Here is a 12,091-nt window from a genome sequence, read left to right on the forward strand (position 1 = left end):
ATCTTCGGGTTCGAGCCCGGCGAACGCCTCGACCAGGTTCTCGCTCTGCTGGAGGATCTTGTCGCGCTGTTCGCGGTAGGCGCGCTCGGCCCCGACGAGCAGCTGGGTGAAGGCCGGCAGGCCGTGACGCGACGTCGGCGGGAAATAGGTGCCGGCGAAGAAGGGGCGCAGATCGTGCGGGGAGAGAAAGACGGTCAACGGCCAGCCACCGCCACGCCCGTTGAGCAGCTGGTGGGCACGCTGATAGAGCCCGTCGAGGTCGGGGCGCTCCTCGCGATCGACCTTGATGTTGACGAAGGCGCGATTCATCAGGCTCGCGACCTCGGGGTCGGCGAAGGACTCGTGCGCCATCACGTGACACCAGTGACAGGCCGAGTAACCGATCGAGAGCAGGATCGGCTGGTCCTGCTCGCGTGCCTGTGCCAGCGCCTCGTCGCACCAGGGCCACCAGTCGACGGGGTTGTCGGCGTGTTGCTGGAGATAGGGGCTGGTGGCCCCATCGAGACGGTTGCGGCCGCCTGCAGCGGGGGGCGTGACGCTCGGCATGGACTCACCTCTGCTGGTCTGTCGCGATGATTGGACGAACGGGTCCGGGGTCTGTCCTCCAAGAGTGGGAGCACGAGCGCGACCTTTCCATGCCGGCTCGCGCAATCGGCGCTTCTGGTAGTCTTGATGGCCGACATGCGCCGACGGCGGCGTACCGGAGCGAGCGTCAGGGCCGTGCCCGCCCTGTCCCGAGACACGAACGCCGCACCGAACACGCAGACGATCACCAGACAACGGTAGAGCTCCAACGATGAACCCCCAACCCATCCTGCTGCGCAAGGACCAGGAGCGCCGGCTGCTCGCCGGGCATTGCTGGATCTACAGCAATGAGATCGACACCAAGGCGACCCCGCTCAAGCAGCTCGAGCCCGGTCAGCCAATCGAGATCCTCAGCAATCGCGAGCGCTGGCTCGGACACGGCTATGTCAATCCGCACTCGCTGATCTGTGCCCGGCTGGTCAGCCGCAGCCCGGAGCAGCACCTCACCCCGGCGCTATGGATCCAGCGCATCCGCGATGCCCTGGCGCTGCGCGAGCGGCTCTACGAGCGGCCCTACTATCGGCTGATCTTCGGCGAGAGCGACGGGCTGCCGGGGTTGATCGTCGATCGTTACGGCGACCTGCTCTGCGTGCAGATCACCACCGCCGGGATGGAACGGGTGCGCGGCGAGCTGCTCGCCGCGCTCGAGCAGGTGCTGCGCCCGCGTGCGATCGTGTTGCGCAACGACACCGCGGTGCGCGCGCTCGAAGGGCTCGATCAACAGGTCGAGATCGCGCTCGGCGAACCGGCCGACACCTTGGTGCTCGACGAGGGCGGACTGGCGTTCGAGGTCGCACCACTCTCCGGGCAGAAGACCGGCTGGTTCTTCGATCAGGCCGAGAACCGTCAGCGGCTCGGGCGCTACGGCGTCGGCGAGCGGGTGCTCGATGTCTGCAGCTATGTCGGCGCCTGGAGTCTGCGCGCGGCGCATCTCGGCGCGCGCCGGGTCACCACCGTCGACGCCTCGGCCAGCGCCCTCGAACGGGTCGCGGCCAATGCCGCGCGCAACGGCCTGAGCGATCGTATCGAGCCGCTGCAGGGCGATGCCTTCGAGGTGTTGCGCGAGCTGCGCGATCAGGGCGCGCGCTTCGACACCGTGATCCTCGACCCACCAGCCTTCATCAAGCGTCGCAAGGACGAGAAGGACGGCACCCAGGCCTACCAGCGCCTCAACCGTCTGGGCCTCGACCTGCTCGAACCGGGCGGCCTGCTGGTCACCGCATCGTGTTCCTTCCACATGGGCCGTGACGGTTTCCAGCGTACCGTGCAGCAGGCCGCGCGCAAGAGCGCGCGCAGCCTGCAGCTGCTCGAGGTCGGTCAGCAGGGACCGGATCACCCGGTGCACCCGGCGATCCCCGAGACGGCCTATCTCAAGACCCTCTTCATGCGCGCCCTGCCCCACTTCTGAGCAGACCCGGCGACACCGCGCACGAATGTGCGCGGTGTCGAAAAGCACTGTGCATGCAGCGGCGCCGTGCTTAGAATTCCACCCTCGCACCCTCACCTAGCCGAAATCGACCTCTCCACCAGGACCCTGCGATGCCACGCGATGCCTCGTGTCTCTCGTCCAACCCGCCCGGCCCCCAGCGGCGCGCACCCGCAGCACACCAATCGTGGCTAATCCTGTTGTTCATCGTGCTCCTCGCCGGCTGTGCCGGGACCCCCGGGCCGATGCCGGACCAGGCCGATCGCGTGGTGGTGCGCAAGTCCGAGCGCAGCCTCGAGCTGTGGCACGGCGAGACCCTGCTGCGCAGCTACCGGGTGGCGCTCGGCGATGCGCCCGTGGGGCACAAGTTCCGCGCCGGCGACGAGCGCACCCCGATCGGCGACTATGTGCTCGACTGGCGCAACCCGCGCAGCAACTTCTACAAGTCGATCCATATCTCCTACCCCAACGAACGCGACCGCGCCACCGCGCGGCTGCTCGGCCATGACCCCGGGGGGATGATCATGATCCACGGCCAGCCCAACCACATCCGCTCCGAGCAGGTGCGCCGCGAATACGCCACGCGCGACTGGACCGACGGTTGCATCGCGGTCCAGAACGACGAGATGGACGAGATCTGGCGCATGGTGCGCAACGGCACGCCGATCCGCATCCTGCCGTGAGTCGAGACATGCTGGAATTCAACGAGGACCTGGAGACCTCGGCCGACTATCTGCGCAAGGCCATCCCCTTGATGGTCCAGCGCGGCATCCCGCCCACGCCCTACAACTATGCGCTGTGGTATGCCCACGTCCAGGGGCTCAACCCCGAACTCAGCCGCGAGCTGCTCGCCGAGTTCCCGGTCTCCGGCAGCTACAGCGCGAAGAAGAGCGAATCGCTGTTCTTCAAGTACTTCATCAAGAACTATCTGCCCAACAACCCCAAGGCGCAGAACCTGCTCGTCAGTCTGGTCGCCCAGCTCGCCCGCGCGGTGGCCCGCAACCTCGCCGGCTCGCAGCAATACGGCGACTCGCTGCGCGAGGCGCGCCAGATCCTCGACCAGGCATCGGACCCGATGCTGATCCAGGAGACGCTCTCGCAACTGCTCGCCGACACCCGTGCGGTCGAGGGCATGCACCAGGAGTTCCAGGGCGAGCTGCAATCGGCCCGCGACGAGGTCGAGCTGCTCAAGCAGGAGCTCGCCCGCACCCAGCAGCGCGCCCTGGTCGACGCGCTGACCAACATCCCCAACCGCCGCGCCTTCGACCACGCCCTGTTGCGCGCGCTCCAGGACCCGGAGCAGCCGACCTGCCTGCTGCTGCTCGATCTCGATCACTTCAAGCAGTGCAACGACACCTTCGGTCATCTGATGGGCGACCGGGTGTTGCAGATCACCGGTCAGCTACTCGCCGATCTGCGCGACGAGCAGGTGTTCGTCGCCCGCTACGGTGGCGAGGAGTTCGCGATCATCGTCGAGGGGAGGCTGGAACGGGCCGTGGCGCTGGCCGAGCAGGTGCGCAAGCAGGTCTCGGCGATCCGTTTCCGCCAGAAACCGCCGGCCTCCGGGGTGGGCACGGTGACCACCTCGATCGGCGTGGTCGAGGCGCGTGCGCACGAACGCCCCGAGGAGCTGATCGAGCGCGTCGACCGGGCGCTCTATCGCGCCAAGTCGGCGGGTCGTGATCGGGTGGAGGTGGGAGAGACGCCCGCTGCCGATTGAGCGCCCCGCCACGCCGGGCGGCGTGACGGGACAAGGCCCCGAACGGACTCAGATGCGGAAACGGCCGACCAGGGCCTCGAGTTCGGCGGCGAGCTTGGCCAGCCGGTCCGAGGCGTCGGTGGTCTGCTTGGCGCCCTCGGCGTTGCGGTCGGAGACGTCGGAGATGGAGGTGACGTTGCGATTGATCTCCTCGGCCACCGCGCTCTGCTCCTCGGCCGCGCTCGCCACCTGACTGTTGACGTCATTGATGGTGGCCACCGCCTGGGTGATGGCGTTGAGCGCGGCCTCGGCCTCGGCGGCGCTCTCGCGACTGACCTGGGCATGATCGCGACTCTCGTCCATCACGCTCACCGCGCGACGGCTGGCCTGCTGCAACCGCTCGATCATCGCCTGGATCTCCTGGGTGGAGTTCTGGGTGCGATTGGCGAGGTTGCGCACCTCGTCGGCGACCACCGCGAAGCCGCGTCCGGCCTCGCCGGCGCGCGCCGCCTCGATCGCCGCGTTGAGCGCGAGCAGGTTGGTCTGCTCGGCGACCCCACGAATCACATCGAGCACCTTGCCGATCTCGTCGCTGTCGGCGCCGAGGTCGCGGATCACCGTCGAGGCGTCCTGGATCTCCTCGGCGAGCTGCTCGATGCGTTTCATCGTGCCGGAGACCACCTCGGTACCCGCCTGCGCCGCCTCGTTGGCCTCGCGCGTGGCCTCGGCGCCCTGCTGGGCGTTGCGCGCCATGTCCTGCGCGGTGGCGCTCATCTCGTTCATCGCGGTGGCCATCTGATCGACCTCGGAGCGCTGCCGGCGGCAGCCCGAGTCGGTGATGTCGGTGATCGACTCGAGGTCGCGCGCGGCCTGGGTCAACTGCGTGGTGGAGGCGAGCACCCGACCGATGAGATCGCGGAAGTTGTCCATCATCGCGTTGAAGGCGCTGGAGGCCTGACCGATCTCGTCGCTGCCCTTCACCGGCAGGCGATGGGTGAGATCGCCATCGCCGTCGGCGATACCGCGCAGCCCCATGGTCATCTGGCGCATCGGTCGGGTGACGAAGCGCGAGGTGAAGATATAGAGCAGCAGCAGCACCGGCAGGCTGAGCAGGGTGGCGACGGTGAAGATGCTGATACCGAACCGCTCGACACTGGCGTTGACGTCGTCGAGACTGATCTCCATGCTCACCGCGCCGAGCACCGAGTCGACCGGCGGCAGCGAATGACACATGGTGCAGTTCTTGCCGAGATAGTCCTTGCGCACGAACACCGGCGCCACCGAGCGCAGCACGCTGCCGTCCTCCGACAACTCCATGTAGGGTTCGCCGGTCGCGATGACCTCACGCTCGATCTCATCGCGCGGATGCTCGTCCTCGGTACCCGGACCATACTGGTCGGCGACCCCGGGGCCTCGCAGCACCCGCAGATCGTTGAGGTTGCGCAGCTCGACGATCTGATCGAGGAATTCTGCCCGCTGGGAGATGGTACCGGTGATCATCAGGGTGGTGAGCCCGGCCATGGTCATCTCGTGAAGGGTGTCGGCGAAGGCCGCTGCCTGATCGATGGCGGTCTGGCGCTGCTCGTTGGCGGCCCAGAAGATCATGCCGGTCCAGGCCGGCACCAGGATCAGCCACATGGCGGCCATCAGGCGCACCCAGATCGGCAGGTCATTGATACGTCGCATGTCGGATACCTGTGAGTCCTCGTCAATGGCGGTCGAAATCGGCCACTCTGGAGCGCGTTTGATTTGTTGATGATTGATCGCGACAGGACGGATTCCCCGACAGAATGCACCCACAGGCCACCCATTCCGAACGCCCGGGGCGTCGAGTCTCTCGCCCGCGATCAAGGCCGGTTTCTGCTCCCGGACATCCCCCGTCCAGTCGAACCGCTTGAATCCCAAGCCAGGGCCCCTACTTCGTCGGCAGGCCCCGCCAAGCTCGAACGCATTCTATTCCCTCGCGCGACACGCGCAATCCAGCAACCCGTGACTCTGCACCTAAGCCATACCACACGCAAGGACATGCCACACCGAGTTTGACAGCGGTCAAACAAGCCCTGCAATCCGAATTTTTCTTTCAAAACTGTGAGATGACTCACCACCCCCACACCGTGCCGATCGCACCACCGGGCGATGCCGAGATGACGGCCCAACGGTTGCTTCTGCTACCATTTCGCGCCTCGACTCTCTCCGCCGGATCCAGCCGATGCCCGCAGACGCCCCGCAACCCGCCAACCCCGAGCCCCAGGTAGTCGCCGCCGTCGACCTCGGCTCCAACAGCTTCCACATGATCGTCGCTCAGGTCGACGACGGTCACATGCGCATCACCGATCGGCTCAAGGAGATGGTCCGGCTCGGTGCCGGGCTGCGTCCGGACAAGAGCCTCGACCCCGAGGTCGAGGCCCGCGCCATCGCCTGTCTGGAGCGCTTCGGCCAGCGTTTGCGCAGCCTGCCGCCGGGCACGGTACGGGCCGTCGGCACCAACACCCTGCGTCAGATCACCCCGGAGTGCGGCTTCGTCGAGCGTGCCGAGGCCGCGCTCGGCCATCCGGTCGATGTCATCGCCGGGCGCGAGGAGGCACGCCTGATCTATCTCGGCGTGGCACACGGCCTGGCCGCCGGGGCCGAGCGCCGGCTGGTGGTCGATATCGGCGGCGGCAGCACCGAGATCATCATCGGCATGGGCTTCTCGCCACGGCTGCGCGAGAGCCTGCACATGGGCTGCGTGAGCATGTCGCAGCGCTATTTCGAGGACGGGCGGATCACGGCCCGGGCGATGGAGAAGGCGACGCTCGCCGGCGCGCTCGAGGTCCGCCCGGTGCGCGAGCTCTTCCGCCAGAGCCGCTGGCAGACCGCCGTGGGCACCTCCGGGACCATCCGCGCGATCGCCGCCGTGGTGCGCGCCGAGGGCTGGTGCGACGACGGCATCTCGGCGGCCGCGCTGAGCCGGTTGCGCGAGGCCCTGGTCGCACGCGGGCGGGTCGCGGCGCTCGACTTCAAGGGGCTCTCGGAGGAGCGCCGCCCGGTGTTCGCCGGCGGCGTGGCGGTGCTGTGCGCGATCTTCGAGACCCTCGGCATCGAGCACCTGCAGGTCTGCGACTACGCCCTGCGCGAGGGGCTGATCTACGAGATGGCCGGGCGCGACCAGCACGAGGACGTGCGCGAGCGCACCGTCGCCACCCTCTCGCGTCAGTTCCAGATCGACCAGACCCACGCCCAACAGGTACGCGCCAGCGCACTCGACCTGCTACGCCAGCTCGCCGCGCCCTGGTCGCTGCAGGACCCAACCCACCAGCTGATGCTCGGCTGGGCAGCGCGGCTGCACGAGATCGGGCTGCTGGTCGCCCACAGCCAATACCAGAAGCACGGCGCCTATCTGCTGCGCAACGCCGACCTGCCCGGCTTCACCCGGCGCGAGCAGGCCGTGCTCGCCGCCCTGGTACTCGGGCACCGGCGCAAGTTCCCCACCCAGGAGATCCAGTCACTGCCCGAATCACTGCGCGAGAGTACCGAGTGGCTCTGTCTGATCCTCCGCCTGGCGGTGCTGATGCGCCGCGCCCGCTCCGGCGAGCGCAAGCCCTGCCCCGAGATCGAGGCCGGCGAGCGCGCGCTCGTGCTGCGCTTCCCCGACGGCTGGCTCGAGGCGCATCCGCTCAACCGGCTGGAGCTCGAGCAAGAGGCCGAACGGCTGGCGAGCGCCGGGTTCTCGCTGCGTTTCGAGTAATCCCGTCGCCGTTCCAACGACGGCCCATCCCGTGATCGGGTTCCTGATAGAATCGGCCGGCACCCATTTGCAGTAATCCACAGGAGGATATGGAACCAATGGCCGCTCTCTTTTCCGATGATTGGATGAAGCAGTTCAAAGACGCCTGGAACGCCGAGCCCGAGGTGCGTGATCGCCTCGCCGAGATCGACTTCAACTCCGTGGTCTATTGCGGCTTCAAGAACGAGGAGACCCCGCGCGGTCTGTTCGTGGTCGAGAAGGGCGAGTGCGTGCACGCCGGCGCCTGGAGCGAGAGCGAACCGGCGGCGAACTGGGACATGCGCGCCGACCTCAAGGACTGGCTGAAGTGGATCGAGAACGGCGTCGGCATGATGGGCCTGGGTAGCGCCTTCGCCACCGGCAAGCTCAAGTTCCTGGTCGGGGACTACAAGGCGATGCTCAAGGATCCGCGCATGGCCAACCCCTTCATCAAGTGCTTCGGCCTGATGCACCAGGTCGACACCGACGAGCTGAAGTAATTCAGTCCGGCGGGCGCGCACCCGCGCCCGCCACCCTCATCCGAGGGTATAGCCGGCGTCGACCTTGAGGGTCGCGCCGGTGATCAGGCGCGCCCGCGCCGAGGCGAGAAACTCCACCGCGTCGGCCACGTCCTCGGGGCGCACCACCTCGGCGCCGAGCACATGACGCCGTGCCACCGTCTCGGCCATCAGCGCGCGCGCCTCGCCCCACATCTCCGAATCGACCACCCCCGGGGCCACGCCGTTGACGCGGATGCCACGCTCGCCGAGGGCGAGCGCAAGGCGTTGGGTGAGCATGTCGAGTCCGGCCTTGCTGACCGAGTAGCTGGTCGAGGTGCAGCTGGCGAAGGGGTGCCCGGCGCAGGCCGAGGAGAGGTTGATGACCACCGGAGCAGCGCTGTGCTCGAGCAAGGCCGCGACACACTGGGTCAGCGCAAAGGGGGCGACCAGATTGATCTCAAGGGTCGCGCGCCATTGGTCGAGATCGGCCTCCAGGGTGCCGGAGTCGAGGATCACCCCGGCGTTGTTGACCAGCACGTCGAGACATCCGTCACGCGTCCTGATCTCCTCGACCAGCCGCGAGCGAAAGGCCGCGTCGGTCGCGTCCCCGGCCAGCGCCAGCAAGCGCTCGCCAACGACCGCCTCGGGGTGCGCCGCGCGCAGCCGCGCCAGGCGCTCGGGGTCGCGACCGAAGGTGTAGACCCGCGCGCCGAGTTCGAGAAAGCGTCCGACCAGCGCCGCGCCGATCCCCGAGGTGCCGCCGCTGACACAGACCACCCGTGGCGTCGTCGCGCTCATCGCTCGCGCTGTCCGAGATTGGCGTGGATCAGTGCACCGTTGAGCACCGGCGCGCCGGCGGCGAAGGCCACGGTCTCGGCGATCTCCTCGGGCTCGATCAACCGGTCGAAGGCACTCAGACCGGTGATCGCCGCCAGGGTCTCGTCATTGCCGTCGATCACCCCGCGCAACTGCTCGGTATCGGTGAAACCGGGACAGATCATGCAGGTGTGGACGCCGCGCCCGGCCAGGTCCTGACAGGTTGCGCGCATCATCCCGGCGAGCGCGTGCTTGGCAATGACATAGCTCGCCACCCCGGGCACCGCCTTCTCGGCCAGGGTCGAGCCGATATAGATCACGCTCGAACCGGCACCCATCCGCCCCAGCAACAGCCGGTTGAGGGTGGCGGCGGCCACCAGGTTGAGTTCGAGTACCGCGCGCAGGTGCTCGGCCTCGAGCGCATCGGCGCGATCGGCGTGCATCACCGAGGCATTGTGCACCAGACACACCCGCTCGGCACCGGCGAGCGCCTCCTGCAGCGCCCCGGCACACTGCTCCAGCGCGCCGGGAGCGGCCAGATCACAGGCGAGGTTGTCGACGCCCGCATCCGGGCAGGGACGACGCGAGAGATTGAGTACGCTCCAGCCGTCGACCAGGAAACGCGTGGCGATGGCGCGCCCGATCCCCGAGCTGGCACCGGTGACGATCAATCGATTCATTCTGACTCCCAGGTTGAATAGGCCCACTGCCCGAGCCCCGACGAGACCCCCAGCTCGATACCGCGCACGTCGGCGCCGATCAGCTCGGGGCGATCGCGCAGCCGCGCCAGCAACAGCTCGGCGAGTTCCTCGATGGTCACGTTACGCAACGGCAACAGCAGCACGTCGCGTTCGAGAAAGGGGATGCGCTCGCGATCGAAGCACGCGAACACCATGCCCTCGCCGCGCTCGATACGCAGGTACGGCGAGAGTTCGGGCAACAGCATGCGTTCGTCAAGCGCGTCGCACAGCTCGCGCAGCACGCGCTTGAGCACCACGTAGTCGAAGGTCATGCCATCGGCGCCGATCCCGGCGGTCACGGCGCAGCGGACCCGAAAGTTGTGTCCATGAAGGTTTTCACGCGCAACGGACGAGAAGATGGTGAAGTGTCCGGCGCTGAAATTCAGATATTCCTTGCTGATCTCGATACGGGTCAGGGGATGCTTTGCCACTGCTTGGGGTCTCCGGCTGGTTGGCGTCGCGCGCCGTCCTCGGGTTGTTGGGTCCATGGCTCCATGTGGGGGCGTCGGCACGGAACACACCCACGCCGCGCCGGCACGCGGATCCTCAACGACCCGCGCCGCGCCGCCACACCATGCCCGACCACAGCAACAACGGCAACGACAGGGACAGCACCACCAACTCGAAGACGGGCAGCAGCGACGCCCCGGTGGCGCGTAGCGTCACATGGGCGAGATAGAGCGCGAAGGCGCCGACAAACAGCGCGCCGATCCGCCGCCCGAGCGCCATCCCACCGCGAAACAGCGGCAGGCAGAGCAGTACGACGGCGATCATGATCGGCAGATCGACCAACAGGGTCTGGCGCGAGATGGCGATGGTCTCCGGCGCGGCCAGGGCGCCGAGCCCGAGCACCGCGAGGATGTTGAACAGATTGCTGCCCAGCACGTTGCCCACGGCGAGATCGCGATGACCGCGCAGACAGGCGATCACCGAGGTCGCCACCTCCGGCAGCGAGGTGCCGATGGCGACCACCGTCAACCCGATCACCAGCTCGTCGACACCCAGTACCCGGGCGATGTCGACCGCCCCCATCACCAGCAGGCGGGCCCCGATCGCCAGCAGCAGCAGCCCCAGGACGAGCAGTGCGAGCTGACCGAGCAGCGTCCAGGGCGAATGTGGCGCCGTCGTCTCGTCGGCCACGGCGCCCTCGCCGCGCCCCTGGCGGATCGACCACACCAGATAGACCAGCAGCGCGGCGAACAGCAGCCCGCCGTCGACCCGCCCCACCCCACCGTCGAGCGCGAGCAGCCAGAGCGCGACCGAGGCGGCCAGCACCAGCGGCAGGTCGATCCGCACCGCGCGACGATGCACCACCAGCGGCGCGGTCAGGGCCGCCGCGCCCAGCACCAGCAGGACGTTGGCGATGTTGCTGCCGACGACGTTGCCGACGGCCAGATCCGCCGCGCCCGCCCAGGCCGACTGCAGCGTCACCGCCAGCTCGGGGGCGCTGGTGGCGAAGGAGACCACGGTCAGCCCCACCACCAGCGGGCTGATCCGCATCGCCTTAGCGAGCGCCGAGGCGGCGCGCACCAGCAACTCACCGCCGCCGAGCAGGATGATGAACCCGGCCAGGATCAGTAGGGCCGAGAGGATCGACTCGTGCATGAAGGCTCCCTCCCCGGAAAGGGGACAGATTCAGTTCCGCTGAGATCAGGCACATCACCCTAACCGATCGACACCACCGGAGGCCATGCAGCCACCCGCCGTTGCATCCGACCCCATTCGTCTCGCCTAAAGCCTCCTGGCGACATAGAAGCCGTAGCTGTAGAAGGCTCCGTATTGCGCATAGAGCGCCATCTCCGCCTCCTCGGCGGCCACGATCGCGCGTGCCCGCTCATCCCCGGCATGGCGCGCCAGGAAGGCCGCGAAACGATCCCGCAGCGGTCGATAGTAATGCGCCTCCCAGCACGACTCCGGCAGCACCAGATAGCCGATCGGGGCATAGCCGTGACGCTCCAGTACGGCGAGCTTGGCCGCGGCGGTGTCGATCTCGGGGTAGTCGGCGACCCAGTGCGCCTGAACCTCGGGCGGACGCGAGGCCGTCGTCCAGGTGATCTCGGAGACGGCGAGGACACCACCGGGGCGGAGATAGCGCCGCCACTGCTCGACGCCGCGCTCGAACCCCAGGTTGTAGATCGCGCCCTCGGACCAGAGGAGATCGAACTGCGCATCGGCGAACGGCAGATCATCCATCGAGCGGCACAGCGGTCGCACCCGCTCGGCCACCCCGGCGCGCGCCAGCCGCGCCCCGAGCCCCTCGATGAACGCCGGGAGGAGGTCCACGGCGGTGATCTCGGCGGCCGGCAGCAGGCGCGCGAGCGCCAGGGTCGAGGCGCCGGTGCCGCAGCCGATGTCGGCGACACGCAGAGGCGCGGCACGGTCGATTCGCGCCAGATCGAGCGCACGCGCGGTCTCCGCATCGCTCCCCGGCCCCTGGCGCGCGGCGTCCCGGTGCAGGTCGATCAGGAGTCGCAGGTCAGCGTCATCCATCGTCGATGGTCTCCTCGGTCAAGGAAAAGGCGGCGGAACAACGGCGCTCGACATCGCGACAGTACGTCATGACGGCCAGGCCGACGCACG

The 12,091-nt window shown here is 68.0% G+C and carries 12 protein-coding genes; 5 read left to right on the forward strand and 7 right to left on the reverse strand.

The genetic code is table 11. From position 1 onward, the window contains the following. The coding region (locus EBL85_RS11930) for a thioredoxin domain-containing protein (RefSeq protein WP_148040542.1) at nucleotides 1–546 on the reverse strand (546 nt) is incomplete at its 3' end. Nucleotides 547–796: 250 nt separating this feature from the next. Between EBL85_RS11930 and EBL85_RS11935 the strand changes: the two genes are divergently transcribed. From EBL85_RS11935 to EBL85_RS11945, 3 genes are all read left to right on the forward strand, one after another. Continuing rightward, nucleotides 797–1,993 carry a class I SAM-dependent rRNA methyltransferase gene (locus EBL85_RS11935; protein WP_123143023.1) on the forward strand — a complete coding sequence of 399 codons (1,197 nt, stop codon included), beginning with the start codon at nucleotides 797–799 and terminating at the stop codon, nucleotides 1,991–1,993. Nucleotides 1,994–2,220: 227 nt separating this feature from the next. Further along, on the forward strand, nucleotides 2,221–2,694 hold the full coding sequence (locus tag EBL85_RS11940; RefSeq protein WP_369964137.1) for a murein L,D-transpeptidase family protein: 474 nt from the start codon (nucleotides 2,221–2,223) through the stop codon (nucleotides 2,692–2,694). Between the two features lie 8 nt (nucleotides 2,695–2,702). Continuing rightward, on the forward strand, nucleotides 2,703–3,731 hold the full coding sequence (locus EBL85_RS11945) for a GGDEF domain-containing protein (RefSeq protein WP_123141638.1): 1,029 nt from the start codon (nucleotides 2,703–2,705) through the stop codon (nucleotides 3,729–3,731). 48 nt (nucleotides 3,732–3,779) lie between these two features. On the opposite strand, the gene EBL85_RS11950 is transcribed toward EBL85_RS11945, so the two are convergent. Beyond that, the gene (locus tag EBL85_RS11950; protein WP_123141637.1) at nucleotides 3,780–5,396 is read right to left on the reverse strand and encodes a methyl-accepting chemotaxis protein; all 1,617 of its coding nucleotides are present in this window, start codon (nucleotides 5,394–5,396) and stop codon (nucleotides 3,780–3,782) included. A 523-nt stretch (nucleotides 5,397–5,919) separates the two neighbouring features. On the opposite strand from EBL85_RS11950, the gene EBL85_RS11955 reads away from it, so the two are divergent. Both EBL85_RS11955 and EBL85_RS11960 read left to right on the forward strand, forming a co-directional pair. Beyond that, nucleotides 5,920–7,437, forward strand: coding sequence for a Ppx/GppA phosphatase family protein (locus EBL85_RS11955; RefSeq protein WP_123143025.1), 1,518 nt, complete (start codon nucleotides 5,920–5,922; stop codon nucleotides 7,435–7,437). Between the two features lie 98 nt (nucleotides 7,438–7,535). Beyond that, nucleotides 7,536–7,955, forward strand: a complete 420-nt coding sequence (locus EBL85_RS11960; RefSeq protein ID WP_123141635.1) for an SCP2 sterol-binding domain-containing protein — start codon at nucleotides 7,536–7,538, stop codon at nucleotides 7,953–7,955. 36 nt (nucleotides 7,956–7,991) lie between these two features. Here EBL85_RS11960 and EBL85_RS11965 read toward each other — a convergent pair whose 3' ends face one another. The 5 genes from EBL85_RS11965 to EBL85_RS11985 all read right to left on the reverse strand — a co-directional run bounded on the left by EBL85_RS11965 (nucleotide 7,992) and on the right by EBL85_RS11985 (nucleotide 12,001). Beyond that, on the reverse strand, nucleotides 7,992–8,753 hold the full coding sequence (locus EBL85_RS11965; RefSeq protein ID WP_123141634.1) for an SDR family NAD(P)-dependent oxidoreductase: 762 nt from the start codon (nucleotides 8,751–8,753) through the stop codon (nucleotides 7,992–7,994). After that, nucleotides 8,750–9,451: an SDR family NAD(P)-dependent oxidoreductase gene (locus tag EBL85_RS11970; RefSeq protein WP_123141633.1), complete on the reverse strand. Its 702-nt coding sequence runs from the start codon at nucleotides 9,449–9,451 to the stop codon at nucleotides 8,750–8,752. The genes EBL85_RS11965 and EBL85_RS11970 overlap by 4 nt, the downstream gene beginning before the upstream one ends. After that, a complete protein-coding gene (locus EBL85_RS11975; protein WP_123143026.1) occupies nucleotides 9,448–9,942 on the reverse strand; it encodes a 6-carboxytetrahydropterin synthase in 495 nt (164 codons plus the stop codon). The genes EBL85_RS11970 and EBL85_RS11975 overlap by 4 nt, the downstream gene beginning before the upstream one ends. Before the next feature lie 115 nt (nucleotides 9,943–10,057). After that, nucleotides 10,058–11,116 (reverse strand): calcium/sodium antiporter, encoded by a 1,059-nt coding sequence (locus EBL85_RS11980; RefSeq protein WP_123143027.1) that lies wholly within the window; start codon nucleotides 11,114–11,116, stop codon nucleotides 10,058–10,060. Nucleotides 11,117–11,242: 126 nt separating this feature from the next. Next, the gene (locus tag EBL85_RS11985) at nucleotides 11,243–12,001 is read right to left on the reverse strand and encodes a class I SAM-dependent methyltransferase (protein WP_123143028.1); all 759 of its coding nucleotides are present in this window, start codon (nucleotides 11,999–12,001) and stop codon (nucleotides 11,243–11,245) included. Nucleotides 12,002–12,091 lie beyond the last annotated feature (90 nt).

It is taken from the genome of Marichromatium sp. AB32, assembly GCF_003718675.1.
Taxonomy (GTDB): Bacteria; Pseudomonadota; Gammaproteobacteria; order Chromatiales; family Chromatiaceae; genus Marichromatium; species Marichromatium gracile.

Coding starts and splice junctions, on each gene's coding strand:
- EBL85_RS11935 (WP_123143023.1), top strand. CDS start 797: ATGAACCCCCAACCCATCCTGCTGCGCAAGGACCAGGAGCGCCGGCTG.
- EBL85_RS11945 (WP_123141638.1), top strand. CDS start 2,703: ATGCTGGAATTCAACGAGGACCTGGAGACCTCGGCCGACTATCTGCGC.
- EBL85_RS11950 (WP_123141637.1), bottom strand. CDS start 5,396: ATGCGACGTATCAATGACCTGCCGATCTGGGTGCGCCTGATGGCCGCC.
- EBL85_RS11955 (WP_123143025.1), top strand. CDS start 5,920: ATGCCCGCAGACGCCCCGCAACCCGCCAACCCCGAGCCCCAGGTAGTC.
- EBL85_RS11960 (WP_123141635.1), top strand. CDS start 7,536: ATGGCCGCTCTCTTTTCCGATGATTGGATGAAGCAGTTCAAAGACGCC.
- EBL85_RS11965 (WP_123141634.1), bottom strand. CDS start 8,753: ATGAGCGCGACGACGCCACGGGTGGTCTGTGTCAGCGGCGGCACCTCG.
- EBL85_RS11970 (WP_123141633.1), bottom strand. CDS start 9,451: ATGAATCGATTGATCGTCACCGGTGCCAGCTCGGGGATCGGGCGCGCC.
- EBL85_RS11980 (WP_123143027.1), bottom strand. CDS start 11,116: ATGCACGAGTCGATCCTCTCGGCCCTACTGATCCTGGCCGGGTTCATC.
- EBL85_RS11985 (WP_123143028.1), bottom strand. CDS start 12,001: ATGGATGACGCTGACCTGCGACTCCTGATCGACCTGCACCGGGACGCC.